Source organism: Salinicola halophyticus, from assembly GCF_003206695.1.
GTDB lineage: Bacteria > Pseudomonadota > Gammaproteobacteria > Pseudomonadales > Halomonadaceae > Salinicola > Salinicola halophyticus.
The window spans coordinates 116,166-142,035 of sequence record NZ_PZJN01000008.1; the positions used below are offsets into that span (position 1 = coordinate 116,166).

At 62.8% G+C, this 25,870-nt stretch carries 23 protein-coding genes and 1 tRNA gene; 17 read left to right on the forward strand and 7 right to left on the reverse strand.

What is annotated here, in order from left to right; translation table 11 throughout:
• The first annotated feature begins 1 nt into the window (after position 1).
• The 7 genes from DOM58_RS13385 (at position 2) to DOM58_RS13415 (ending at position 7,341) form a co-directional block, all read left to right on the forward strand.
• On the forward strand, positions 2-397 hold the full coding sequence (locus DOM58_RS13385; protein ID WP_110693251.1) for a VOC family protein: 396 nt from the start codon (positions 2-4) through the stop codon (positions 395-397).
• Positions 394-1,770, forward strand: a complete 1,377-nt coding sequence (locus tag DOM58_RS13390) for an MmgE/PrpD family protein (RefSeq protein WP_110693252.1) — start codon at positions 394-396, stop codon at positions 1,768-1,770. The genes DOM58_RS13385 and DOM58_RS13390 overlap by 4 nt, the downstream gene beginning before the upstream one ends.
• A 49-nt stretch (positions 1,771-1,819) precedes the next feature.
• On the forward strand, positions 1,820-3,019 hold the full coding sequence (locus DOM58_RS13395) for a CaiB/BaiF CoA transferase family protein (RefSeq protein ID WP_110693253.1): 1,200 nt from the start codon (positions 1,820-1,822) through the stop codon (positions 3,017-3,019).
• 58 nt (positions 3,020-3,077) lie between these two features.
• Positions 3,078-3,902 carry an HpcH/HpaI aldolase/citrate lyase family protein gene (locus DOM58_RS13400; protein ID WP_223162186.1) on the forward strand — a complete coding sequence of 275 codons (825 nt, stop codon included), beginning with the start codon at positions 3,078-3,080 and terminating at the stop codon, positions 3,900-3,902.
• A gap of 531 nt (positions 3,903-4,433) precedes the next feature.
• Entirely contained in the window at positions 4,434-5,411 is a 978-nt protein-coding gene (locus tag DOM58_RS13405; RefSeq protein WP_075562152.1) for a TRAP transporter substrate-binding protein, read from the forward strand.
• Positions 5,412-5,422: 11 nt separating this feature from the next.
• Positions 5,423-6,064 carry a TRAP transporter small permease gene (locus DOM58_RS13410; RefSeq protein ID WP_110693255.1) on the forward strand — a complete coding sequence of 214 codons (642 nt, stop codon included), beginning with the start codon at positions 5,423-5,425 and terminating at the stop codon, positions 6,062-6,064.
• Positions 6,061-7,341: a TRAP transporter large permease gene (locus DOM58_RS13415; RefSeq protein WP_110693256.1), complete on the forward strand. Its 1,281-nt coding sequence runs from the start codon at positions 6,061-6,063 to the stop codon at positions 7,339-7,341. The genes DOM58_RS13410 and DOM58_RS13415 overlap by 4 nt, the downstream gene beginning before the upstream one ends.
• Positions 7,342-7,503: 162 nt before the next feature.
• Here DOM58_RS13415 and DOM58_RS13420 read toward each other — a convergent pair whose 3' ends face one another.
• Positions 7,504-9,222, reverse strand: a complete 1,719-nt coding sequence (locus DOM58_RS13420) for a bifunctional protein-serine/threonine kinase/phosphatase (RefSeq protein ID WP_110693257.1) — start codon at positions 9,220-9,222, stop codon at positions 7,504-7,506.
• 192 nt (positions 9,223-9,414) lie between these two features.
• On the opposite strand from DOM58_RS13420, the gene ppa reads away from it, so the two are divergent.
• A complete protein-coding gene (gene ppa, locus DOM58_RS13425) occupies positions 9,415-9,957 on the forward strand; it encodes an inorganic diphosphatase (protein WP_110693258.1) in 543 nt (180 codons plus the stop codon).
• A 105-nt stretch (positions 9,958-10,062) separates the two neighbouring features.
• Here ppa and DOM58_RS13430 read toward each other — a convergent pair whose 3' ends face one another.
• Positions 10,063-11,232, reverse strand: a complete 1,170-nt coding sequence (locus DOM58_RS13430) for a DUF2333 family protein (RefSeq protein WP_110693259.1) — start codon at positions 11,230-11,232, stop codon at positions 10,063-10,065.
• Positions 11,233-11,691: 459 nt separating this feature from the next.
• On the opposite strand from DOM58_RS13430, the gene dsbD reads away from it, so the two are divergent.
• The 8 genes from dsbD (at position 11,692) to purH (ending at position 20,758) form a co-directional block, all read left to right on the forward strand.
• Positions 11,692-13,842, forward strand: coding sequence for a protein-disulfide reductase DsbD (gene dsbD, locus DOM58_RS13435; protein ID WP_245392272.1), 2,151 nt, complete (start codon positions 11,692-11,694; stop codon positions 13,840-13,842).
• 172 nt (positions 13,843-14,014) lie between these two features.
• On the forward strand, positions 14,015-14,458 hold the full coding sequence (gene aroQ, locus DOM58_RS13440; protein ID WP_110693260.1) for a type II 3-dehydroquinate dehydratase: 444 nt from the start codon (positions 14,015-14,017) through the stop codon (positions 14,456-14,458).
• 184 nt (positions 14,459-14,642) lie between these two features.
• On the forward strand, positions 14,643-15,113 hold the full coding sequence (gene accB, locus DOM58_RS13445; protein WP_075562120.1) for an acetyl-CoA carboxylase biotin carboxyl carrier protein: 471 nt from the start codon (positions 14,643-14,645) through the stop codon (positions 15,111-15,113).
• Positions 15,114-15,134: 21 nt separating this feature from the next.
• Positions 15,135-16,478, forward strand: a complete 1,344-nt coding sequence (gene accC / locus DOM58_RS13450) for an acetyl-CoA carboxylase biotin carboxylase subunit (protein WP_110693261.1) — start codon at positions 15,135-15,137, stop codon at positions 16,476-16,478.
• 113 nt (positions 16,479-16,591) lie between these two features.
• Positions 16,592-17,500 (forward strand): 50S ribosomal protein L11 methyltransferase, encoded by a 909-nt coding sequence (gene prmA, locus DOM58_RS13455; protein ID WP_110693262.1) that lies wholly within the window; start codon positions 16,592-16,594, stop codon positions 17,498-17,500.
• 210 nt (positions 17,501-17,710) lie between these two features.
• Positions 17,711-18,745: a tRNA dihydrouridine synthase DusB gene (gene dusB / locus DOM58_RS13460; protein WP_110693263.1), complete on the forward strand. Its 1,035-nt coding sequence runs from the start codon at positions 17,711-17,713 to the stop codon at positions 18,743-18,745.
• 59 nt (positions 18,746-18,804) lie between these two features.
• Positions 18,805-19,050, forward strand: a complete 246-nt coding sequence (gene fis, locus DOM58_RS13465) for a DNA-binding transcriptional regulator Fis (RefSeq protein WP_083627770.1) — start codon at positions 18,805-18,807, stop codon at positions 19,048-19,050.
• A gap of 91 nt (positions 19,051-19,141) precedes the next feature.
• Positions 19,142-20,758 (forward strand): bifunctional phosphoribosylaminoimidazolecarboxamide formyltransferase/IMP cyclohydrolase, encoded by a 1,617-nt coding sequence (purH, locus tag DOM58_RS13470; protein WP_110693264.1) that lies wholly within the window; start codon positions 19,142-19,144, stop codon positions 20,756-20,758.
• Positions 20,759-20,844: 86 nt separating this feature from the next.
• Here the strand turns inward: purH and DOM58_RS13475 are convergent, their stop codons facing one another.
• From DOM58_RS13475 to DOM58_RS13495, 5 genes are all read right to left on the reverse strand, one after another.
• Positions 20,845-22,344 (reverse strand): NAD-dependent succinate-semialdehyde dehydrogenase, encoded by a 1,500-nt coding sequence (locus DOM58_RS13475; RefSeq protein WP_110693265.1) that lies wholly within the window; start codon positions 22,342-22,344, stop codon positions 20,845-20,847.
• A gap of 250 nt (positions 22,345-22,594) precedes the next feature.
• Positions 22,595-23,044: a hypothetical protein gene (locus tag DOM58_RS13480; RefSeq protein ID WP_110693266.1), complete on the reverse strand. Its 450-nt coding sequence runs from the start codon at positions 23,042-23,044 to the stop codon at positions 22,595-22,597.
• Positions 23,045-23,115: 71 nt separating this feature from the next.
• The gene (gene folE / locus DOM58_RS13485) at positions 23,116-23,673 is read right to left on the reverse strand and encodes a GTP cyclohydrolase I FolE (protein WP_075563767.1); all 558 of its coding nucleotides are present in this window, start codon (positions 23,671-23,673) and stop codon (positions 23,116-23,118) included.
• A 184-nt stretch (positions 23,674-23,857) separates the two neighbouring features.
• The gene (locus DOM58_RS13490; protein ID WP_110693267.1) at positions 23,858-24,844 is read right to left on the reverse strand and encodes a serine/threonine protein kinase; all 987 of its coding nucleotides are present in this window, start codon (positions 24,842-24,844) and stop codon (positions 23,858-23,860) included.
• Between the two features lie 40 nt (positions 24,845-24,884).
• Positions 24,885-25,640, reverse strand: a complete 756-nt coding sequence (locus DOM58_RS13495) for a ComFC family protein (RefSeq protein WP_245392273.1) — start codon at positions 25,638-25,640, stop codon at positions 24,885-24,887.
• Positions 25,641-25,780: 140 nt separating this feature from the next.
• Here DOM58_RS13495 and DOM58_RS13500 point away from each other — a divergent pair.
• Positions 25,781-25,865: transfer RNA gene (locus tag DOM58_RS13500), tRNA-Leu, on the forward strand.
• Positions 25,866-25,870 lie beyond the last annotated feature (5 nt).

Consider the following 25,870-nt stretch of genomic DNA (forward strand, 5'->3'; position numbering starts at 1 on the left):
CATGAAGATCACGCAGCTAGACCATCTGGTGCTGACGGTCGCCGACATCGATGTGACCTGTGATTTCTACGTCCGCGCCCTCGGCATGGAGCGCGTCGTCTTCGGCGAGGGTCGGATCGCCCTGGGATTCGGCGAGCAGAAGATCAACCTGCATCGTCACGGCCGTGAATTCGAACCCAAGGCCGACCGCCCCACGCCGGGCTCGGCGGATCTGTGTTTCCTGAGCGAGACACCACTGGAACAGGTGATCATTGATCTGGCCGCCGCAGGCGTCACGACCATTGAAGGCCCGGTTGACCGGACCGGGGCGACCAGCCCGATCCGTTCCGTCTATGTTCGCGATCCCGACGACAACCTGATCGAGATCGCCAATCGACTCGAGGAACGTTTGCCATGAATGAACTGGTCCATGATCAAACCCGTGATCGAACGCGTGAACTGGCAAGTTTTCTGGCCGAACTCAGTTACGCTCAGATCCCCCAACACGTCGTCGAACGCTGCCAGGCGCTCTATCTCGATTGGCTGGGCTCGACGCTGGCCGGCAAGAATCACGCGCCGATTCCGCTGTTCGAGCACTACAGCCGGCTGATGGGCCCCAGCGACGGCGGCTGTCAGCAGCTGACCGATCGCCGCATGACCTCGCCCCATTTCGCCGCGCTGGTCAACGCCGCCGCCTCCCACGTGGTCGAGCAGGACGACCTGCACAACAGCTCCGTGCTGCACCCCGCCACCGTGGTCTTTCCCGCCGCGCTGGCAACCGCTCAGGACCTGGGCAGCAGCGGCCGGGACCTGATCACTGCCGCCGTGGCCGGTTACGAAGCGGGGATTCGGATCGGCGAATTTCTAGGCCGCTCGCATTACCGGGTCTTCCATACCACCGGCACCGCCGGGACGCTGGCCGCTGCGGTGGCCGCAGGCAAGCTGATGGAGCTCGACACCGATGGCTTCGTTAACCTGCTCGGCAATGCCGGCACCCAGGCTGCGGGGCTATGGGAATTTCTGCGCGACGCCGCCGACTCCAAGCAGCTGCACACGGCCAAGGCAGCTTCCGACGGTCTTCTTGCCGCCTACATGACGCAAAGCGGTCTGACGGGGGCAAAGCATATCCTCGAGGGCCCGCAGGGGATGGCGGCAGGCATGTCGACCGATGCCGATTCTGGCCAGTTGACGGACCGTCTCGGCGAACGCTGGGCGCTGGTCGAGACCTCGTTCAAGTATCACGCCTCCTGCCGGCATACGCATCCGGCAGCGGACGCCCTGCTGGCGCTGATGCAGCGAGAAGCGCTGACCCACGACGACATCGAGACCGTCACCGCGAAAGTCCACCAGGCGGCGATCGACGTGCTCGGCCCGGTCGTCCACCCGCGCACCATTCACCAGGCCAAGTTCTCGATGGGCAGCGTGCTGGGGCTGATCGCCGTGCACGGCGATGCGAGCCTGGCCAGTTTCCGCGATCACGCCCTTCAGGACGAGGCGGTGACCAGTTTCCGCCAGCGTGTCTCGATGGTGCTGGATCCGGAAGTGGATGCCGCCTATCCCCGGCGCTGGCTGGGGCGCGTCGAGATCACGACCCGCGACGGCCGGCGGTTGAGCGCCGCGATCGACGAACCCAAGGGCGACCCGGGCAATACACTGAGCCGGGACGAGCTGGAAGCGAAGTTTCGCCGTCTTGTCACGTTTTCGGGCGCGGCCACTGACGACGAAGTCAGCCAGCTGATCGCCCATGCCTGGGACCTGCCCGCCGTGACGCGGCTCAAGCCGTTGCTATGACATCACGGCCATACCGGGTTGCCTCTCATTTTTTCGAACAGGATCTGTCATGACTGCTCAAGCCCCTCGTCCGCTGGATGGCCTTACCGTGGTCAGCCTCGAGCATGCCATCGCCGCCCCGTTCTGTACGCGGCAGCTTGCCGATCAGGGTGCCAGGGTGATCAAGATCGAACGCCCCGGCGTCGGCGACTTCGCCCGTGGCTACGATGAACGTGTCCACGGTCTCTCCTCGCATTTCATCTGGACCAATCGCTCGAAGGAGAGCCTGACGCTCAATCTCAAGCACGAGGCGGCCGCGCCGATTCTCGACAATTTGCTCGGCGAGGCGGACGTGCTGGTGCAGAACCTGGCACCGGGCGCCGCCGCTCGCATGGGACTCGGCTTCGACACATTGCACGCGCGCTTCCCCAAGCTGATCGTGTGCGACATCTCCGGCTACGGCGAAGGCGGGCCCTACGAGACCAAGAAAGCCTACGATCTGCTGATCCAGAGCGAGGCAGGTTTTCTCTCCGTCACCGGCGGCCCCGAACCGGATGCCATGGCCAAGGCGGGCTGCTCGGTTGCCGATATCGCCGCCGGGATGTACGCCTACAGCAATATTCTGTCGGCTTTGCTGCTTCGCGGGCGGACTGGCGAAGGCTCGCATATCGACGTCTCGATGCTGGAGAGTCTGGTCGAGTGGATGGGTTACCCGATGTATTACGCCTTCGAAGGCGCGACACCGCCGCCTCGCGCTGGCGCGTCCCACTCCACGATCTATCCCTACGGCCCCTTCCCCTCAGGGGGCGGCGGTACGGTCATGCTCGGCCTGCAGAACGAGCGCGAGTGGCAGCTGTTCTGCGAGAAGGTCATGGAGCAGCCGGCCCTGGCTACGGACGAACGCTTCGATGCCAACTTCAAGCGCTCCGAAAATCGAGGCGCTCTCCGCGCGTTGATCGAAGCCGTCTTCGCCGAACTCACCGCGGAGCAGGTGATAGCGCGACTGGAAAACGCCCAGATCGCCAACGCGCACGTCAACGATATGGCCGGCGTGTGGAACCATCCGCAGTTGGCGGCCCGAGAGCGGTGGCGCGACGTCATGACGCCCGGCGGAATGGTGCCGGCCGCGCTGCCGCCCGGACGCAACATGGCGTACGAGCCGCGCATGGATGCCGTGCCCGCCCTCGGCGAACATAGCGATGCCATTCTGAAGCAGCTGGGCTATGCCGAGGAAGACGTGAATACGCTGCGCCAGGCCGGTACGATTTGACCGTGTCCGTTGACTCGATTCCCTTTTCATCCCCTTCGATCAAGCAAGGAAAGCGCCCATGATCTCCCCCACGCCGCCCCGCTCCGCGCTGTTCGTACCGGCCAACCGCCCCGAGCGCATTCCCAAGGCGCTGGCCAGCGGGGCCGACATCGTGATCGTCGATCTGGAAGATGCGGTGGCGCCGGAGGCCAAACCCGAGGCACGTCGGGCGCTGAGCGCGTTTCTCGAAGGCGCACCGGACGGCGCGGTCTGGGTACGGATCAACGCGGCCGACACCAAGGATTTTGCCGAGGACCTGGCGCTTTGCCGGAATCAGGCAGGTATCGCCGGCCTCGTGGTGCCAAAGGCAGAGAATGTCGACGCCCTGGCCGAGGCTGGCGCCCACGGCGTCGCGCTGATGCCGCTGATCGAAAGCGCCAGAGGATTGCAGGCGCTGCCCGAGCTGGCCCAGGCGCCAGGCGTCATTCAACTGAGCTTCGGCGCGCTGGATCTGGGACTGGATCTGGGCATCGAGCCGAATAGCGAAGGCGGGGACTGGATGCTGAATCAGGCGCGCTATCAGATCGTCCTGCAGTCGCGTCTGGCCGGACTTGCACCGCCGATCGACACCGTTCATCCCGAATTCCGCGACATGGGCGTGGTCGAACGTGCCGCCAGGCGCGCGGTCGAGATGGGCTTCGCGGGCATGCTCTGCATCCATCCGCGTCAGGTGGCGGTCGTCAATCAGACCTTCCTGCCGACTGCCGATCAGCTGGCCTGGGCGACGCGGGTGATCGAGGCGGCCGAGCAGGACGCCGGCGCCGGCCAGGTCGATGGCCAGATGATCGACGCGCCGGTCATGGCGCGGGCCCGTCGGCTGATGGCCAGCGCCAAGCGGGATTGAAGACCCCCATGGACGCACCGGTCCGGCCGTTCCACTTCGGCCGCCGATCGACAGAGCCAAACCGCCTGGTCGGCGCCAGGAAAGAAAGTTAACTTCTGTCACGTTGCATCTTCTCGTCGATGCAACCTGGCAGAAAGGTCTCGATTCGCTGCCGCCGATTGGTATCGGATTTATGTCGACGAAAACCCTGCCAAAACCGCCCGATAATCGTTGCAAAAATCTCTTTAGCTACTGAATTAATTGATTTTTATCATTTCGAAATATCATCTATTCCGACATTATCGAATAACGTTGCCCCGACTTTTTAAACTTTTTAAACCAAAATATAACCCTTCTCCTTTCGTCTCCAATCTCTCGAGTCCCACCGAAGGTTGAATATACGAGTTCCACTAATTCTCCGCATACTCCGCATGGCATTACCCATAAGGCGTCACCAGAGACGCCAAGACGACAGAACAAACCCAGGAGTGAAATGCCATGTCTCTCATCAATCCAAAAACAGTGGTTGGCGTGATCGGGGTTGCCATCCTGATGGGTGGCGTCGCTAGCGCTCAGGCGCAGGATCCCATCGTCATCAAGTTCTCCCACGTCGTGGCCGAAAACACGCCCAAGGGCCAGGGCGCGAAAATGTTCGCCGAGGAAGTGAAAGAGAAGCTGGGCGATCGCGTCAAGGTCGAGGTCTATCCCAATTCCTCGCTCTATGGCGATGGCAAGGAGATGGAAGCGCTGCTGCTGGGCGACGTGCAAATGCTGGCGCCTTCGCTTGCCAAGTTCGAGCAGTACAGCCCCAGCCTTCAGCTTTATGACCTGCCGTTTTTGTTCGACGACATCAACGCCGTCGACCGTTTCCAGCACTCCGACGACGGGCAGGGCCTGCTCGACTCGATGCAGGATCGCAACATCCAGGGCCTGGCCTACTGGCACAATGGCATGAAGCAGCTCTCTGCCAACAAGCCGCTGCGTGAGCCCAAGGATGCTCGCGGCCTCAAGTTCCGCGTGCAGGCATCCGACGTACTCGACGAACAGTTCAAGGAACTGCGCGCCGTCCCCCGCAAGATGAGTTTCGGCGAGGTCTATCAGGCGTTGCAGACCGGCGTGGTCAACGGTCAGGAAAATACCTGGTCGAACATCTACAGCCAGAAGATGCACGAGGTGCAGCCGTACATCACCGAGTCCAACCACGGCATCATCGACTATATGGTAATCACCAACGCCGAGTTCTGGAACGGCCTGCCGGATGATATTCGCAGCCAGCTGGAAGATATTCTCGCCGACGTCACCCAGAAGGTGAACAAGCAGGCCTACGACCTCAACCAGCAAGCCAAGCAGTCGATCATCGATGCCGGTACCAGCGAGATCATTCAGCTGACGCCCGAGCAGCGTGAAGACTGGCGCGAAGCGGTTCGCCCGGTGTGGAAGAAGTTCCAGGGTGACATCGGCGAAGACCTGATCAAGGCTGCCGAAAGCGCCAACGAGTCCGACACCAGCCAGTCCGAAACCACTCAGTAACCGAGCCGACCATGACACGTTTCCTGCGTGCCTGGGCGCATCTGGAGGAGGGCCTGGTGGCCTTCCTCCTCGCCCTCATGACCCTGGTGACCTTCAGCTACGTGATGGTCAACAACCTCTATACCGTTTTCTACGATGCGGCGGACTGGTTCCCGTTCGCGGAAACGCCGCTCTTCGCGATCGGTGATTTCATCATCGATCTCGCTCAGGAAATGACCTGGAGCATCGCCTTGACCAAGGCGTGCTTCGCCTGGCTGATCTTCCTGGGCATGGCCTATATCGTGCGGATCGGCGCCAATATCGGGGTCGACCTGATCGTCAGACTGCTGCCGGAACGCGCACGACGCGGCGTCGGCATTCTGACGTGCCTGATCTGTATCGCTTACACGGCCCTGTTTGCCATCTCCAGCTACACCTGGGTGCAGGCGCTCATGCGCGCCGGTATCGGTGCCGAGGACCTCGACAGTTACGGCGTCCTGCAGTGGCACATCACGATCATCGTGCCGATCGGCTTCACCCTGGTGCTGATACGCCTGATCGAAGTCCTGGTGCGAATGCTGCGCGGTCAGCAGATCACCATGGAACTCAGCAATGAATCCACCGATGCGTTGAAGCTTCAGGATGAAGCCGGTACCGAGGAGAAGCCGACATGACCATCGCCTTCCTGTTCGTGGTGCTTTTCGGCCTGCTCTTCCTCAACGTGCCGATCGCATTCTCGCTGGGCATCGCCAGTTCGTTGACGATTCTACTGTTCAGCCAGGATTCATTGAGCTCGCTGGCGATCAAGCTGTTCGAGACCTCCGAGCACTACACGCTGCTGGCGATCCCGTTCTTCATCCTCGCCGGGGCCTTCATGACCAGCGGTGGCGTGGCGAGACGGCTGATCAATTTCGCCAACGCCTGCGTCGGCCATATCCGCGGTGGTCTGGCGATCGCCTCGGTACTCTCCTGCGTGCTGTTCGCGGCGCTCTCGGGTTCATCTCCGGCGACGGTCGCCGCCGTGGGCTCTGTCGTCATTGCCGGGATGGCGCGATCCGGCTACACCAAGGATTTCGCCACCGGCATCGTCTGTAACGCCGGCACGCTGGGCATCCTGATTCCGCCGTCGATCGTGATGGTGGTCTACGCCACGGTGACCGAAAGCTCGGTCGGCAAGATCTTCGTCGCGGGTATTGTGCCCGGGCTGCTGCTGGGCCTGATCCTGATGGTGGCGATCTATATCATTGCCCGGGTCAAGAAGATGCCCGCCCTGCCACGCCCCTCGGTCGGTGAGTTCCTGGCCACGGCCCGCAAGGCGATCTGGGGGCTTCTGACCATCGTGATCGTGCTGGGCGGCATCTACGGCGGCTTCTTCACGCCCACCGAAGCCGCCGCCGTGGCAGCGGTCTACGCCGGCTTCGTGGCGCTGTTCGTCTATCGGGACATCACCATCAAGCAGTGCCCTGGCGTACTGCTCGATGCGGCCAAGCTGTCGGTGGTGCTGATGTTCATCATCGCCAACGCGATGCTGTTCGCCCACGTGCTGACCACGGAGCAGATTCCGCAGACGATCACGGCGTGGGTCGTCGAGCAGGGTTTCTCGCCGATCACTTTCCTGCTGGTGGTGAATATCGTGCTGCTGGTGGCGGGGTCGTTCATGGAGCCTTCGGCGATCATCCTGATTCTGGCGCCGATCCTGTTTCCGGTAGCTTCACAGCTCGGTATCGATCCGATTCACTTCGGCATCATCATGGTGGTCAACATGGAGATCGGTCTGGTGACACCGCCGGTGGGGCTCAACCTGTTCGTGGCTTCCGCGGTGACCGGCATGCCACTGACGCGCACGATCCGTGCGGCAACGCCCTGGCTGTTCCTGCTGCTCGGCTTCCTGCTGCTGGTGACCTACGTGCCCTTCATCTCGCTCGGCCTGCCGAACTGGCTGGGCATGTAGTCGCAGAACGAGGATCGCCCTGCACTCTAGTTGCAACCTTGGCTGTAACCTTGGATATAACCCTCGAGGGCGCCATTACGGCGCCCTCTTCATTTGTGCCCACTGACTCGCCCTACCCATGTCAGCCCTCCTCGTCTCGGGATCAACCCGGCTGCCGAAGCGCTACTTCAGCCACCACGACAGAATCAGCAGGAAAAGCAGCACGGTAGCGATCGCCTGCCACACGCTAGCCGGCTCTCGCCATGGGGGGCGGGGGCTGTCGTCCTCGTGCTTGGGCGCCGGGCGCAGATGATAGGCAAACTCGGAGATACGCCGAAATCGCAGCGCCCGTAGCGGATCGAGCGAGCGTCTGAAGGCATCGTCAAGATCGCTGCTGATCGCCGAGTTGCTGAGTTGCGCACGGCGATAGGTCATCTGCTCCAGGTCGGTATGACTGCGCAGGTGGTTCGGCAGCAGGGTATAAGGCAGATGACCGGTAAGCATCCAGTAGATCGTCGAGGCCAACGAGTACTGATCGCTGCGGCGGCCGACTTCGGTATCCAGCGCATACTCCGGTGCACTGTGTTCGGTCAGCCCGATCTGCCGCGCCAGCTCGCGGGCTTCGCCCTGAGCGTCGCCCTCACGCTTGTGGCAGGCACCGAAATTCGTCAGCAGCAGACTGCCATGCCGGTCGATCAGGATATTGTCGGGATGGATATGCTGATGCAGCACATCGTGACGGTGCAGCGCCTGTACCGCCTTGACCAGCTGACGCGCGATCTCGAGGCGCTGTTCCAGGCTCGCTTGCGGATGTTTCCCGAGCCACTCGGTCAACGTCTCGCCATCGACGTAGCTCATCAGGTAGTAGAGATAACGGCGTGTCCGAGCCGGCTCCATCACCTTGACCACGAACGGCGAGTTGACACGCTCGACCACCCACTGCTGCAGACTGAAATGCTCGAGATAGACGTTGCGCGTCGACAGTTCCGGGCTCGGCGCCTTCATCACCATGTCGCGACCGCTGCGAATATCGCGCACGTGATAGAGCCGCGCCTTGGCGGTGCGCGACAATATGTTCACGACCTCCAGACCATCGAAGCGCTCGCCCTTGGCGAGTTCCGGCGGCACCGGCAGGTGATGGAAGACACGGGGCTGCTCGTCGGTCTCGTCTTCCGAGAGGCGGTCTACCCGCACCAGCTGGAAACAGAACTGGTTGGCGTTGTAGCCCCGCTCGATGGCGCGTTGATTGGCCGCCTCCGCCAGCCGTTCGCAGGCGGCGTCGAGATCGCTGACATCGGCACGAATCAGCTGCACGTACTCGGACGGCACCAGCGTGCCACGAACGGCCTGGGTCATGAACAGGAACAGGTCGCCCTGCTTGAGCGCGAAGCTGGAGTAGTCGATATCGACGTGCCCATCCATCCCCAGCGCCCGCGAGGGGTAGCGATAACCGCCCAGATCGGTAACGTGGTCCCGCGTCAGCTGCTCGAACTCCGCGCCCCGGATGCGGTAGACCAGGGTATCGCCCATATGGAAGAGATGCGCGTCGTGCTGATGAAAGATCATCGCCGACAGCGAACAGATGTAACTGCCCCCTTCGATGTAGCCGCTCTGGCTGTGGCACCAGCTGTTCAGGGCCCGCAGCACGCGGGTCGCCGACGTTTTGACATCCCAGTGGTCGGGCGTCGAGTAGTAGTCTGCCAAAAAGCCCCGCACGCTGAGATCGCCGGCCTGCTTGGCGATCGAATTGCGCCAGGTGGAGTCGCTGATCAGCGCGCAGCCCCCCTTGGAGATCAGTTGCTCGCCCTGGGGAATCTGCACCGACATCGAACTGCGATGGCGATGTAGATCCGGCGCGACGAAGGCTTGACCATAGGTCAATGACAGCGAGCTTTTCGACAAGGACTTTCTCCCCATGGATCGACGAACGGCGAGTCATCAGGCAATCTCGGACACAGCCCCGACGGCGTCGATGCCGAGGCGTCGTCGGGGAATCGGGCCGGCGTCCGGATTGGTAATCGGACTAGCCTGTTCGTATAATTCTCCGGATTTTCGCCCGCTGGCGTTCAACCTGCAAACCGCAAGGACTCAACAATGAGTTTCGACAAGATTCCCGCCGGGAAGGATCTCCCCAACGACGTGTACGTGGCGATCGAAATCCCCGCCAACCACGTGCCAATCAAGTATGAGATCGACAAGGAGATGGACGCGCTGGTGGTCGACCGCTTCATGGCCACGCCGATGTTCTACCCGGCCAACTACGGTTTCATTCCGAATACGCTGGCCGACGACGGCGATCCGCTGGATGCGCTGGTCGTGACTCCATACCCGGTGCAGCCGGGTTGCGTGATTCGTGCGCGGCCGGTCGGCGTGCTCAACATGTCGGACGAAGCGGGCGAAGATGCCAAGCTGGTCTGCGTTCCCCATGAAAAACTGTCCGCACTCTACGACGACGTGCACGAGGTCACCGATCTGCCCGAACTGCTGCGTCAGCAGATCGCCCATTTCTTCGAGAACTACAAGGATCTCGAGAAAGGCAAATGGGTCAAGATCGACTCCTGGGATGGCGCCGAGGCGGCCCGCCGGGCGATCGAGAAAGCCGTTGCCGCTTACGAGAACGATGACGCCGAAGCGTAGAGCATCACTCGCTGCATCACGTAAAAACGCCGCCCCGGTGACAAGCCGGGGCGGCGTTTGGCGTTGTGACGTCGTCCGGGTTGGATTCTGACGCCAGCGGAACGATCAGAGCTGGTTGCGAATCTTCTCGACGAGCTGCGATGCCCGCACCGTATAGTTCGCCATCATCAATGAGTGGTTGGCGAACAGCCCAAAGCCCGATCCGTTCAGAATCACCGGACTCCAGACCCGCCCCTGCGAGCTTTCCAGCTCCGCGATCAACTGGTCGAAATCAGCGCCGGCACCGCTGTCCTCGATCGCATCGGCATAGTCGATCCTGGCCGCCCGCATCAGCTGGGCCAGCGCCCACGTCGCCCCTCTTGCTTCGAAGAACACGTCGTCGATCCGCAGCCAGGGCGTGCTGTCGTTCTGCTGATCGCCGCTGGGCGACTGACCGACATTGGCGGCAAGCTGTTGGGTCTGCGTCTGCAGACGCTTCTCCACCTGCGCCAGCCACTCGCGCAGGGCGGAGGCATCGGGCGCGTCCGGTGATGCAGTATCGGCAACGGCCCCCTGACCCGATGAATCCTGACCTGATCCCCCCTGATCCGACGAATCCTGACCCGACGCGCTCTGATCCGACGTACCCTGATCCGATGCACCCTGGCCCGACGAACCCTGACCTGACGTTGCCTGATTCGATGCGCCCTGATTCGCCCCGTGCTGTCCGGAGGCGTTTTCCAGCGCCGTGAAGGCCTCGCCGAGATTGTTGCGGGCGGATCGCAGCACATTCTCCGAAGCCGGCCAGCGCCAACTGTCGAGATCGCCGGAAAGCTCGTCGTTGGCCTCTCCCAGCGGAGCACTGCCGACGTCCAGCGCCGAGCCCAGTGACGCTACCGCATCATGGACCTGCTGGGTCACGCCCTTTTCCCAATTGGGCATGTTGTCGAGCCATAGCCCAGGCGGCATGACATCGTTGCGTAGATATCCGCCCGATTTGTCGAGCAGCGTATCGATGATCGCGATATTGCTGGCCAGCAGCGTTTCGCCGGGCGCCGGCGACTGCGGCTCATCGCCACCGCGAGTATCCACGCTCTGCGGGAAACCCCGCTGCTGCTCGACCGCCTGTTTAGGGTCGGTCGGCGACGGCGTCCAGCTCCACCAGATGCCCAGCACGATACAGGCCAGCAGATAGATGACGACCAGCGCCACCAGTGGCTTCCAGATCCAGCCGTACTGGGGGGTTTCGAGGACCTCGGTGCGCGATAGCGGCGCCTTCTTGCGAAACAGAGCCATGGACGATCCTTGTCATTGCTGAGGTTGCGAATGCCGACGTGGGTAACCCGTCAAGAGAACCTGAGTCGAAGGAAGCAGAGTTGGGAAAACGATGAGCCTATCCTATCATGCTCGCCGCCACACGCAGTCCGCCTTTCGCTGTACCCTCTCTCGCTGCAGGGCTTTATTTAGCCGCCCGGTGTTTCGCAGCGACGAGCTTCACAGCGCCGGCTTTTGCAGCTCGGCCTTTCACCGTTTCGCCGTCCGCTCCAATGTGGCGAGCCGTAACGTCGCATGCCCTGACGTCGCGTGCCGTGGCCCTGCGCAGAGGGCTACCGGAAGCGTCCATGGCACTTTTTCCCGGCTGCAGGTTCATAGCAGGGGGCCGTTGCCACGGCGGGGCATCAAGGTCGTCGTCATGAGACCGAATGTCAGTCAACCGCAGATCCGTATTTTCATCGTCGCCGGGAAATCTCTGTTTTGAAGTCGCGTTTATACTCGTTGATTCTGACGCTTGGTTGCTGCCTGATGGCAGCGCTCGGCCCTGCCCGAGCCGAGGACGTGTTTTCCGCCGCTGGCGACTCTCCGTTTCGGAGCGAAAACGCCGCCGAATTCCTGCCGGTCGACGAGGCCTTTCACGCCTACGCCTGGCGTGATTCCAAACGCGTTTACATCGGCATCCGCAACCAGCCCGGCTACTATCTCTACCGTCAGCGCCTGGCGCTCGAGAGTGATCAGCCGGAGATCACGCTCGGCCCCCTCGAAGCCCCCTCCGGTCAGTTCAAGCACGATCAATATCTGGGCGATGTTCATGTCTTCTACGATCAGGTAGAGATCAGCGCGCCGCTGACCGGGCAGGAACAGCGGAATCCGAACCAGCCGATTTCGATCACGCTATCCTTCCAGGGCTGTGCCGACGCGGGTCTGTGCTACCCGCCAGAGCACTGGAGGCTGACCGCCAGACCGGGGCCTGCGCCAGCGGCCTATCGTGATGCCAGCAGTGAAGCCATGGCGTCGCCGATCGGCACGTCGGAAGCAGACACGGCCAACGATCCCTTCTCGACACGGGAGACGAGTCAGGCGCTCTCCAACCCGGCTGCCGAGACGGTCGAGACGATGCCAAGCGCCTCGATGACAAGCGCCTCGATGACATTGGCGGGTGACGTCGAACCGCTCTCTTCGGCCAGCGCCGACGGGCAGTTTCAGTCACTGCTTCGCGCCGGTATTGACCCGAGTACGCTGGGACTCTTCTTTCTCGCCGGCCTGGGGCTGACGTTCACGCCCTGCGTGCTGCCGATGCTGCCAATCCTGACCTCGATCATCATCGGCCAGAACGCCCGGCGGCGACGGGCACTGACGCTGTCGCTGAGCTACGTCACAGGCATGGCGGCGACCTTCATGCTCCTCGGAACGCTGATGGGTCTGTTCGGCGCCTCGCTCAACCTGCAGGCGCGGCTGCAGTCGGCCTGGGTACTGGTCCCGCTCGCGCTGCTGTTCGCGCTGTTCGCCGCAGCCATGTTCGGCCTTTTCGATCTACGCCTGCCCAATGGCCTCAACCAGCGCGTCGATGCCTGGCAATCCCGACTACAGCGCAGTGGCCCGCTGGGTTTGGCCTCGGCGGGAGCGCTGTCGGTGCTGGTGGTCTCGCCCTGCGTGTCCGCGCCGCTGGCCGGCGCACTGGTGTTTATCTCGACGACCGGTGACGCCCTGGGTGGCGCCATGGCGCTGCTTGCGCTCGGGCTGGGCATGGGTGCGCCACTGGTCGCGGCGGGTACGTTCGGCGCCCAGTGGCTGCCGCGCGCCGGCGGCTGGATGACTGGCGTCAAGGCGCTGTTCGGGGTGATGCTGCTGGGCGTGGCGGTCTGGCTGGTCGAACGCATCGTGCCGGGGCCGGTCGCATTGTTGCTGTGGGGCATGCTGACATTGGGCTGCGCGCTGGCGCTGGGTCCGCTGCGACCTCGCCCAGCGCCACGATTCTTTTCGGCGCCCGATGCCGCGCTAGGGTCCCTTTCGACGTCCGATGCCGCGCTAGGGTCCAGTTCAGCGCCCGATGCCGCGCCCGCGGGCAGATTTCGCGGCGGGTCGCTGATACGTCAGACGGCGGGGTGGGTGCTGCTGGTGTGGGGCGTGGCGATGGTATGGGGCGCGGCTCAGGGCGGCAGCGATCCCCTGAGGCCATTGCCGGCCGCCGTGTCCACATCGTCGCCGGACGCGGCGCCGCGCTTCGAGACCGTCAGCAACCTTGACCAGCTCGAGGCCGCCCTGGCGGCGGCGGACCGGGCCGGGCGCCCGGCCATGGTCAACGTCAGCGCCGACTGGTGCATCTCGTGCAAGGTCATGGAACGCGATGTCTTTCCTCGGCCAGCCGTCGCCCAGCGTCTGGCAGGGTTCACGCTGATTCGAGCCGACGTGACTCGGGACGCACCTGCCAGCCGCCGGCTGCTCGAGCATTACGACCTGTTCGGCCCGCCGGGATTGCTATTTTTCGCTCATGGAGAGGAGTTGCCACGTGCCCGTGTTCAAGGCGAAGTGGACGCCCGCGCACTCATCCAGCATCTCGATGCAGTGGCGCAGCTAAGCGAAGCCAAAGCGACTGCGTCAGGGCCGGGTCGGCCATCTCGCGATTCATAGGCGGCGATCTACAGGTGGCGTTAACGAACAACGTTCGATAGTCAGGGTGGACACCCTCAATATTTTTCGGCAAACTTCGACATCATGAAAACGGTGGGCCGAAGACGCTATCTTGCAGCAAAGTGACGCGATCTCGGCGTTCCAAGAACGGGTTAACAGCGTAAGGACGGTCATGGCTAGACTGCTGGTTCTCAACGGTCCCAACCTGAATCTGCTCGGTACCCGCGAGCCGGAGGTGTATGGCACGACCACCCTCGAGGACATCCGGATTCGTCTGACCGAGCGCGCCCTCGACGCCGGCCATCAGCTGGAATGGCTGCAGTCCAACGCGGAGCACGAACTGGTCGAACGCGTGCATCGGGCACGGCAGGAGAACGTCGATTTCATCCTGCTCAACCCGGCCGCCTTCACGCATACCAGCGTGGCGCTGCGCGATGCGCTGACCGGGGTCGATATCCCGTTCATCGAACTGCACTTGTCCAACGTGCACGCTCGCGAGCCGTTTCGTGCGCACTCTTATTTCACCGACGTCGCCCGTGGCGTTATCGCGGGGTTCGGCGCCGATAGCTATGTGCTGGCGCTGGATGCCGCGTTCAAGCAGTTGGATTCACGCTGATCCACGTCCTTCCGCCGACGGGCGTGCAGCATTGTCAACCCGGTCCTGTCACTCGCAGAACTGATAGTCACAGCACTGATAGTTACAGCACTGATACTCATCGCATTGCGCTGGCCCGTCCAGAGTTCGCATGCCGAGAGTGGTGCCTTTATTCACATTCAATCAATCAAGCCGAGACATCGCCATGGATATACGCAAGGTCAAGAAGCTCATCGAACTGCTGGAAGAGTCGAACATCAGCGAGATCGAGATTCAGGAAGGTGAAGAGTCCGTCCGCATCAGCCGTCACCCGGCTGGATTCGGTGCCGCCCAGCAGCCGATGATGATGCCGCAATCCATGGCGCAGGCCGGCCCGAACTACGGCGCGCCGCAGCAGACTCAAGCTCCCGACCCCGCCGAGCCGGGCCCCGTGCAGCCTGCCGGTCATGCGGTAACTTCGCCGATGGTCGGCACCTTCTATCGTTCGCCGGCGCCGGGTTCCAAGGCATTCGTCGAGGTCGGTCAGAGCATCAAGAAAGGCGATACCGTGTGTATCGTCGAAGCGATGAAGATGATGAACCAGATCGAAGCCGACAAGGATGGCGTGATCGAAGCGATTCTGGTCGAGGATGGCGAGCCGGTCGAGTTCGACCAGCCGATGATCATCATCAACTAAGACCACACGAGCGAAACCATCATGTTGGACAAGGTACTCATCGCCAACCGTGGCGAGATCGCACTTCGCATTCTGCGCGCCTGCAAGGAGCTCGGGATCAAGACCGTGGCGGTTCATTCCAAGGCCGACCGGGAACTGATGCACGTGCGCCTGGCCGACGAGGCCGTCTGTATCGGCCCTGCGGCTTCGGCCAAATCCTATCTGAACATTCCCGCCCTGATCAGCGCGGCGGAAGTGACGGATTCCAGCGCCATTCATCCCGGTTACGGCTTTCTTTCCGAGAACGCCAATTTCGCCGAGCAGGTCGAACGTTCCGGCTTCACCTTCGTCGGGCCGCGAGCGGAAACCATCCGCCTGATGGGCGACAAGGTCAGCGCGATCAACGCCATGAAGGCAGCCGGCGTACCCACGGTGCCCGGCTCCGATGGCCCGCTGCCGGAAGATGATGACGAGATTCGGCGTATCGCCGGGCGTATCGGCTACCCGGTGATCATCAAGGCTGCCTCCGGCGGCGGTGGTCGTGGGATGCGCGTCGTCCGCAACGATGACGAAGTCGCCAAGGCGGCCAGCATCACGCGCTCCGAGGCCGCAGCGGCCTTCGGCGACGGCACCGTCTACATGGAGAAGTTCCTCGAGAACCCGCGCCATGTGGAGATCCAGGTGCTGGCCGACGGTCAGGGCAACGCGATTCATCTCTACGATCGTGACTGCTCGCTGCAGCGCCGCCATCAGAAGGTGCTCGAGGAAGCGCCGGCACCGCATATCGATCCCGAGGCGCGCGCCAAGGTGCTCAAGTCCTGCACCGACGCCTGCATCGAAATCAACTATCGTGGCGCCGGCACCTTCGAGTTCCTGTACGAGGACGGCGAGTTCTTCTTCATCGAGATGAACACGCGCGTGCAGGTCGAGCATCCCGTGACCGAAATGGTCACCGGTGTCGATATCGTCAAGGAGCAGCTGCGTATCGCCTGCGGTCAGCCGCTGTCGATTCGCCAGGAAGATGTCGTGCTCCGCGGCCACGCCTTCGAGTGCCGTATCAACGCCGAAGACGCTCGCACGTTCATGCCTTCACCCGGCAAGATCGACCTCTATCATGCGCCGGGCGGGCTCGGCGTGCGCATGGACTCGCACATCTACACCGGTTACAGCGTTCCCCCGCACTACGACTCCTTGATCGGCAAGCTGATCACCTGGGGCGCGGACCGGGAAATCGCCCTGGTGCGGATGCGCAATGCGCTCGACGAGCTGCTGGTCGAAGGCATCAAGACCAATATCGATCTGCAGAAGGACCTGGTCCGTGACAGCGCCTTCCAGCGCGGTGGCGTCAATATCCACTATCTGGAGAAGAAGCTCGGTTTGAGCTGATTCCCGGATATCGAGCCGGTCGAGACGGGGCGGTCTATTCTGCGCATTCAGTGCTGTAATAGACCGCCCCGCCGCGTTGTATTCCTATTACCCACCGATACGAGAGAGCCCCAATGGCCTGGCTACAACTCAAGGCATCCATCCCGCCCGAACAGGCCGAATGGCTGGAAGAGCTGCTGTTGGCCGAGGGCGCCAGCGCCATCACTCTGCAGGACGCCCACGACGAGCCGGTCTTCGAGCCCGATCGCGGCACCACGCCGCTATGGCGCGAGACCGTGCTGACCGGGCTCTACGATGACCTCGCCGGCGTCGAGGCGATGATCGAGCGCGTTCAGCGCGCCTGGGCGGAGCAGTCTCCCGACGAACCGGCGCCGCAGATCGAGTACGAACTGCTCGCCGATCGCGACTGGGAGCGCGAGTGGATGGATGGTTTCGAACCGCTGCGAATGGGCGAACGGCTGTGGATCGTTCCCAGCTGGCACGAGGCCCCCGATCCCGATGCCGTCAATCTGCTGCTCGACCCCGGTCTGGCGTTCGGTACCGGCACCCACCCCACCACCGCACTCTGCCTCGGCTGGCTCGACGCCCAGGATCTCGCCCAGCGCCAGATTCTGGATTACGGCTGCGGCTCCGGCATCCTCGCCATCGCCGCGCTCAAGCTCGGCGCCGAGATCGCCGTGGGTGTCGATATCGACCCCCAGGCGTTGCAGGCCAGCCGCGACAACGCCGAGCGCAACCGGATCGACGAGTCGAGCCTGGTCCTCGATTATCCCGAGAGAATCGGCCAGGGCCAGTTCGAAGTGGTCGTCGCCAATATCCTCGCCGGGCCGCTGATCGAGATGGCCGCCACGATCGCCGCGCGGGTACGCCCCGATGGGTTGCTGGCACTCTCCGGCATTCTCGAGGCCCAGACCGAGTCGGTGCTGGAGGCTTACCGGGCCCAGGGCCTGATCATGGACGAACCCAAGGAAAAAGAGGGCTGGATGCTGCTGACCGGTCGTCGGCCCGGCCAGCAACGGTAATCGATCGGAGCCGCGGATCAGCGTGATCCTGGATCCGATCACGCTGACACCGTTTCGTGCCGGCATTCATGACATATGGCCTGCACCTGAACGTGTTTCATGCACTGGATCGCTCCGCTACGGCTTAGGTCGTGCGTCGGTAAACAGCGCTTCAACAAAGTCGGCGTGATCGGTATCATGGCTTCCCCGTTTCGCCTGAGCCCTGTAACGATGCGTGATTCCGTGTCATCGCAGACCGATCGCCCGTTACCCCGCATCGGCCGGCACACGCTACCCAATCGCGTGATTCTGGCCCCTATGGCCGGGGTGACCGACCGCCCCTTTCGCCAGCTGTGTCGCGAGCTGGGCGCAGGTCTGGTGGTCTCGGAGATGGTCACCGCCGACAGTCGCCTGTGGCACACCCGCAAGTCTCGCCAGCGCATGATCCACCGTGGCGAACCGGGGCCACGCTCGGTGCAGATCGCCGGCGGCGATCCAGAGATGCTCGCCGAGGCAGCGAGACTCAACGCCGAGTCCGGCGCCGAGATCATCGATATCAACATGGGCTGCCCGGCCAAGAAGGTCTGCAACAAGGCGGCAGGATCGGCGCTGCTGCGGGACGAGCGCCTGGTGGCGGACATTCTCGAGGCCGTGGTCGCGGCCGTCGAGATCCCGGTCACCTTGAAGATTCGTACCGGCTGGTGCGCCGACAGCCGCAACGCCGAGCGGGTGGCGAAGCTTGCCGAGAACGCCGGGATCGCGGCGTTGGCGGTTCATGGCCGAACCCGCGAGCAGCGCTACACCGGCGAGGCGGAGTACGACACCATCGCCGCGATCAAGCAGCAGGTGTCGATCCCGGTCTTCGCCAACGGCGATGTCACGACACCTCAGCGCGCCGCCGACGTTCTCGCCTACACGGGCGCCGATGCGGTAATGATCGGACGCGGCGCCCAGGGCAATCCCTGGCTGTTCCGCGAGATCGAGCACTACCTCGCAACCGGGCGTGAGCATACCCCGCCCACGACCGAAGAGTTCGTCGACACCATGGGCTGGCACCTGCGCGCTCTGCACGAGCATTACGGCGAGTATCTGGGCGTTCGGGTCGCACGCAAGCATATCGGCTGGTATCTGGCGGCCCACGATCCCGGTCGCGAACGCCGGGCCCGCTTCAATCGCCTGGAGCAGGCCAGTCAACAGTTCGAGTTTCTCCATGAACTCTTTCGCGGTGACGCCGTCGCGATCGATAACGGAATCCACGCAGCATGAATAGCCGGCAGCCTTTAGCCCTCGAGGGAGAATCGCCCACCGAGGTCGAGCCACTTCAAATGCCCGATGCGCTGTCTCATACCACGCTCAGAGAGTGCGTCGAGCGGGTCATGGAGCGTTACTTCTCCCATCTGGAGGGAGAGTCGGTCTCGAATCTCTACACCATGGTGCTGGCGGAAGTCGAAGCGCCGCTTCTCGACGTCGTGATGCGCAACGTCGACGGCAATCAGACCCGCGCCGCCGAGCTGCTGGGACTGAATCGCGGCACGCTTCGCAAGAAGCTCAAACAGTACGATCTGATATAACGATACGAACTGGCCTGAAACCTCCTTGGCTTCGCGTTGGCGAAGCCCGCCTGAACGTAAATTGTCTCGCCGTAAAAAAGAGTGGACTGGCATGTCTCAAAACCCTGCTTCTAGCGCCCCTCGGGCCGTGCGCCGCGCCTTGCTCAGCGTGTCTGACAAGAACGGCGTGGTCGATTTCGCCCGCGAACTGGTATCGCGCGGCGTCGACCTGCTATCGACCGGTGGCACCTATCGTCTGCTCCAGGAAAACGATATCGCCGTGACCGAAGTTTCCGCTCACACCGGTTTCCCGGAGATCATGGATGGGCGCGTCAAGACACTGCATCCCAAGATTCATGGCGGCATTCTGGGGCGTCGCAGTCAGGACGATGCGGTCATGGCGGAGCACGGCATCGACCCGATCGACATGGTGGTGGTCAATCTCTATCCCTTCGAACAGACGGTGGCCAGGCCCGACTGCACCCTCGAGGACGCGGTCGAGAACATCGACATCGGCGGCCCGACGATGGTGCGTTCCTGCGCCAAGAATCATGAGCACACCACGATCGTGGTCAGCGCCGACGACTACTCGCGCATCCTGATGGATATGGACAGTCACGACGGGGGCGTCAGTCACAAGACCCGCTTCGACCTGGCGATCAAGGCGTTCGAACATACCGCCGCTTACGACGCGGCCATCGCCAACTACTTCGGCCAGCGTGTCGGCAACGGCGAGGCCCACTTCCCCCGTACCCTGTCGCTGCAGTTCACCAAGAAACAGGGCATGCGCTACGGCGAGAACCCGCACCAGAAAGCCGCGTTCTACGTTGAATCAGGCACGGCCGAACCCGACAAGCCGGAAGCGAGCATTGCGACGGCCGAGCAGTTGCAGGGCAAGGCATTGTCGTTCAATAACGTGGCCGATACCGATGCGGCGCTGGAGTGCGTCAAGTCCTTCACCAAGCCGGCCTGCGTCATCGTCAAGCATGCCAACCCGTGTGGCGTCGCGGTAGTGCCGGAGGCCGAGGGCGGCATCCGCAGAGCCTATGACCTGGCCTTCGCGACCGATAGCGAATCCGCCTTCGGCGGTATCATCGCCTTCAACCGCGAGCTGGATGGCGAAACCGCCAGCGCGATCGTCGCCCGTCAGTTCGTCGAGGTGATCATCGCCCCGCGCATCTCTGCCGAAGCACGCGAAGCAGTCGCCAGCAAGACCAACGTACGCCTGCTGGAGTGCGGCGAATTACCGGTAAAGACCGCCGACGGCTGGGACTACAAGCGCGTCAACGGCGGCCTGCTGGTACAGAGCCGCGATACCGGCATGATCGACGCCGAGGACCTCAAGGTCGTCACCCAGCGCGCGCCGAGCGAGCAGGAGCTGCACGATCTCGTCTTCGCCTGGAAAGTCGCCAAGTTCGTCAAGTCCAACGCCATTGTCTATGGCAAGAATCGTCAGACAGTCGGCGTCGGCGCGGGTCAGATGAGCCGAATCAATTCCGCGCGTATCGCCGCGATCAAGGCCGAGCAGGCCGGTCTGGAAGTGATCGGCTCGGTGATGGCCTCGGACGCCTTCTTCCCCTTTCGCGACGGCCTGGACAACGCCGCCGCGGCGGGTATCACCGCCGTCATTCAGCCCGGCGGCTCGATGCGCGATGAGGAAGTGATCGCCGCGGCCAACGAGGCGGGCATTGCGATGGTCTTTACCGGGATGCGTCACTTCCGCCACTGAGCCGCGAGCCGCGAGCCGAAAAAGCATCACCGTGAAACGAACAGCGCCAGCGACATTGTCGCTGGCGCTGTTCNNTAGCTCGTAGCTCAGTCTGACTTTTCCCCCAGATCGATGCAGAGGTACTTGGTCTCCATGTATTCGTCGAGGCCATACTTGGAGCCCTCGCGACCCAGGCCTGAAGCCTTGACGCCGCCGAAGGGGGCGCTGGCATTGGAGATCAAGCCGGTGTTGATACCCACCATGCCGTATTCCAGCGCTTCGGCGACCCGCCAGACGCGACCCAGATCCTTCGAGTAGAAGTAGGACGCCAGTCCGAACTGGGTATCGTTGGCCATGCGCACCGCTTCCTCTTCCGTTTCGAAGGGAAACACCGCTGCGAGCGGCCCGAAAGTCTCCTCGGTGGCGACCTTCATGTCCGGTGTCACGTGGCTGACCAGCGTCGGCGAGAAAAACCGCCCACCCAACGAGTGCTCGTGACCGCCCAGCAGCAGCTGCGCGCCCTTGTCGGTCGCATCCTTGATGTGGTCGGCCACCTTGGCCACGGCATCATCATCGATCAACGGGCCGATATTGACGCCCTCCTCGAAGCCGTCGCCGACCTTGAGTTCGCTGTTCATCGCCGCCGCCAGCTTTTCGCTGAAGGCATTGACCACGCTGGACTGCACCAGGAAGCGATTGGTGCAGACGCAGGTCTGCCCGGCATTGCGGAATTTCGAGGCGATCGCGCCTTCGACCGCTGCGTCGAGATCGGCGTCCTCGAACACCAGGAACGGGGCGTTGCCGCCGAGCTCGAGCGAAATCTTCTGGATATGCTGGGCAGCGTTGGCCATCAGCGAACTGCCGACTTCGGTCGAGCCGGTAAAGGTCACCTTGCGCACCACCGAAGAGTCGGTCATCGCCTTGGCGATCTCGCTGGCCTTGCCCGGCACCACGTTGAATACGCCACGCGGAACGCCAGCCTGTTCCGCCAGCGCGGCCAGCGCCGTGGCCGAAAACGGTGTCTGACTGGCCGGTTTGATCACGATGGTGCAACCCGCTGCCAGCGCGGCGGCGGCCTTGCGCGTGATCATCGAAGACGGGAAGTTCCACGGCGTGATCGCGCCGACGACGCCAACCGGCTGCTTGGTGACCACGATACGCTGCTGGGTACTCGCGGCGGGGATGGTGTCGCCGTAGATACGCCGTGCTTCCTCAGCAAACCAGCGCATGAAGCTCGCGGCGTAGACGATCTCGCCCGCGGCCTCTTTCACCGGCTTGCCCTGCTCGGCGGTCATGATCGCGGCCAGTTCATCCTTATTCTCGAGCATCAGCTCGTACCACTTCATCAGGATGTCCGCCCGCTCCAGCGCGGTATGGTTGCGCCATCCCGGCAGTGCGGCCTCGGCGGCCTCGATGGCACGTTCGGTCTCGGCGCGCCCCAGCCGCGGCATGCGTCCGAGGATTTCGCCATTGGCGGGGTTGTCGACCTCGATCTGCTCGCCACTGTCGGCGGCGACCCAGTTACCATCGATATAGGCGAATGGCCTGAACAAGGCGCTCTCTTTGACGGACTGTGCTTTGTCGGACTGCGCTTTGACGGATTGCATGAATCACTCCTTCCTTGATGTGCTTGCCGGCGGCGGGCTGTTGCCTCTCGCCGATCCGGCCAATGCCCCATGCCGGGAAATCGAGAATGACGCCGATCTGCGGCAACGATTCCAGGCTGACGATTCTATAGCACAGGATGGCGGGTTAACGTCGCCTTCGCCAGTCGTCGATCGCGCCCGCCATCGTGATGTCCTTGTCGAGAGTGGTAGAACCGCGCCGACAGCAGCAAACACTCTCGGCACGGCCGGCTCACCACTGAGACCATAGCGTCACCCCCACGGCAATCGCGATTGCCGCGCCGCTCAATGCGTAGCCGATGAAGCGCTGTGGGTTGCGATGCACCTGATGCAGCCCCGCCCACGCCAGCACGAGGGCCAGGACTTCGGCTATCGGCGCGTAGCGACCCGCACTCAATCCGGCAATCGACACCACGAATGCGGCCAGGGCCCAGTGCGAAAGCTGCTTTCGCCGCGTCTTGCCGTGGACGTCACGAGTGCTGCTGGCACGGCGCTGCGTTTCCGGTCGATTGAAAACCTGAATGGCGTGACCGTCGCGCAGCGCGAAGCGAACCGCGATGCCGGCGCTCGGCAATCCTCTGCCACGCCACTGCGAGAAATCGAACGGATAGCGTTGGCCGTCGTCGCCCTCGACCTCGCCGATCTGGGTATCATCGTCGAATTGGTACAGCCGACCGTCCATGCGTCTTTCCTGGCGGGATGGGTTTACGCGTCGAGATGGCCGACCTGCGACGAGGCCGGCGGAAACGCCTGTCAGCGGCCATTGACCAGCATCAGAAACTCCTGACGCGTGGTCTGATTCTTGCGGAAGCTCCCCAACATCACCGAGGTCGTCATGCTGGAGTTCTGCTTCTCGACGCCGCGCATCATCATGCACATGTGCTGAGCCTCGATCACGACACCCACGCCGCGAGCCTCGGTCACCTGCATCACGGCTTCGGCGATCTCACGGGTGAGATTTTCCTGAATCTGCAGACGCCGGGCATACATGTCGACGATCCGCGCAAATTTGGACAGCCCCAGCACCTTACCCTGCGGTAGATAGGCAATATGACACTTGCCGATGAAAGGCAGCACGTGATGTTCGCACATCGAGTACATCTCGATATCTTTGACCAGCACCATCTCGTCGGTATCGGAAGCGAACACCGCACCATTGATCAGCTCTTCCAGGGACTGATGGTAGCCCTGGGTCAGAAACTGCATCGCCTTGGCGGCGCGCATCGGGGTATCGCGCAGGCCCTCGCGCTCGGGATCTTCTCCCAGCTTCTCGAGAATGCCGTGATAATGGCCTGCCAATTGCTCTGTCATGTTGCTGCCTTGTCTTTCGGTATCAATCTATCGGTGTCATCGACCGAATGCGTTCGCCACAGCGATCGCATCCGGCTCCCCTATCGGTCATCCGCTGATTCTAGCGAAACTCCCCCGACACCACTATCTCGATACTGTCCTGCATGGATCTCCCGGTGCGACACCCATGCGTCAGGCCACAGCCTCAGGCCAGCCAGCGCGGCGAATCGAGCGCGATCCGCTGCTGCTCGAGATGACGGATGTGCTGGTCCCAGTAGCCGCTGTCGGCAACGTAGGGGAAGGCGCGCGGAAAGGCCGGATCCTGCCAACGCGCCGTTACCCAGGCGCTGTGCCGGATCAGCCGCAGGGTGCGTAGCGCCTCGATCCATTCGAGCTGGCGGCGATCGAACTCGCGAGTCATCTCGTAACCTTCGATGACTTCGGAAAGCTGCATCTGCCACTCCTCGGGGGACTGCGCCGTCAGCAGCATCCACAGATCCTGTATCGCCGGGGCCATGACGCAGTCGTCGAAATCGACCAGCGAGAACTGTTCGTCCCGCCCCAGCATGTTGCCGAGATGGCAGTCGCCGTGGACCCGCTGCAACGCGCTTTCCGGCCAGGCGTGATCGGCCAGCAGCGGTAACAGGGCGTCGAGCGTCCGGCCGTAGATCTTGCGCTGTCGGGTATCGAGCCAGCGCGCCTCGAGCACGCGCGTGCGACTCTCTTCGATCATCGGAATTGGATCGAATCGCAGCCGATGACGGAAGGGTTTGCGTGCGCCGACCTCATGCACGCGACCGATCAGTTCACCCAGCGCAAACAGATGTGCGGGATTTTCGAGTTCCGGCGCCTGCCCGACAACGTGGGCGAACAGCGTGAAACGGAAACCCTCGAAGTGATGCAGCGTGTTGCCGCTGGCGTCTTGCCAGGGCGCGCCGACGGAGATCGACTCCGCCGCGAGGGCGAGGAGAAATTCATGCTCCTCGAGGATCTGCGCGTCGCTCCAGCGCTCGGGGCGGTAGAACTTCACCACCCAGCGTCGGCGGTCGTCGTCGGTCAGCGAGTAGACGCGGTTTTCGTAGCTGTTGAGCGCGAAAGGCTCCCCGGGCAACCACAGGCCCAGAGACTCGACGGCCTCGACCACCCGCTGCGGCGTCAAGGTCTCGAATGGATGCAGGGAAACGGCGCTCATACGGACCTCGGCTGACGGCGAAATGCTTGCGCGCATGCTATCAGATTCGGGTCGACGGCGTACGCGCGAACGCCATGACGGTCACGTTCTCGGCTCCCGCCTCGCGGCAGGCAATGGCCAGCGATTCCAGCGTGGCGCCGGTCGTCATGACATCATCGACGACCGTCACGGAGGCCGGCAATCGCCCCGCCACGCGGAAGGCCCGCTTCACGTTGCGACGCCGGGAGATTCGATCCAGGCCCCGCTGGGAGGGCGTCTCGCGTGAGCGCTCGGCCTCGATCACCGGAAGCTCGAGATGCGCAGCCAGACGTTGCGTCAGCCACGCCGTATGATCGAACCCCTGTTGCCGAGTTCGCTCGCGCTGACCCGGCACACCAATCAACGCCCCGGCGGGTTCGATCGATGAGCCGAACGATGACAACATCAGTCGAATCAGCACTTCGCCGGCGCGCGCGTCTGCCGAAAACTTGTAACGCTGAATCAGACGTATCATCCGCCCCTCGTAGCGCAGCGGCACCCAGGCAGCCGTCTGCGCCGGCGGATGCCGCAGACATCGCCCGCATCGAAGCGCCACCATCGATCCAGGCAAAGCGCTTGGCAACGGCTCCGCGCACAGCCCGCAGGCACTGCGATTCCACGGCATCTCGGCATGACAGTCGGCACACCAGGGCACGCCATCGGCAACGGGCGCCCAGCAAAAGGCGCAGTAGCCCGGCAACGCCCTCTTCAGTTGGGCATTGATCCAGGCCAGTAGCCCGCGCGCCACCGGTGGAAGGATTTTTGCGCCTCGCCGCATGACCATTTCTCTCGAACCATTCAGTCATGATGTCGACCGCATCGATGGAAACTGAAGCCAGAATGACGGATTGTTCGCGCACGTCGAACGACGATTGACATCGAGGAAGGCGTCAGTAGAATGAGCGCGCCTGTCGACATGCGGATGTGGTGGAATTGGTAGACACGCTAGATTTAGGTTCTAGTGCCGTAAGGTGTGGGAGTTCGAGTCTCCCCATCCGCACCAAAACA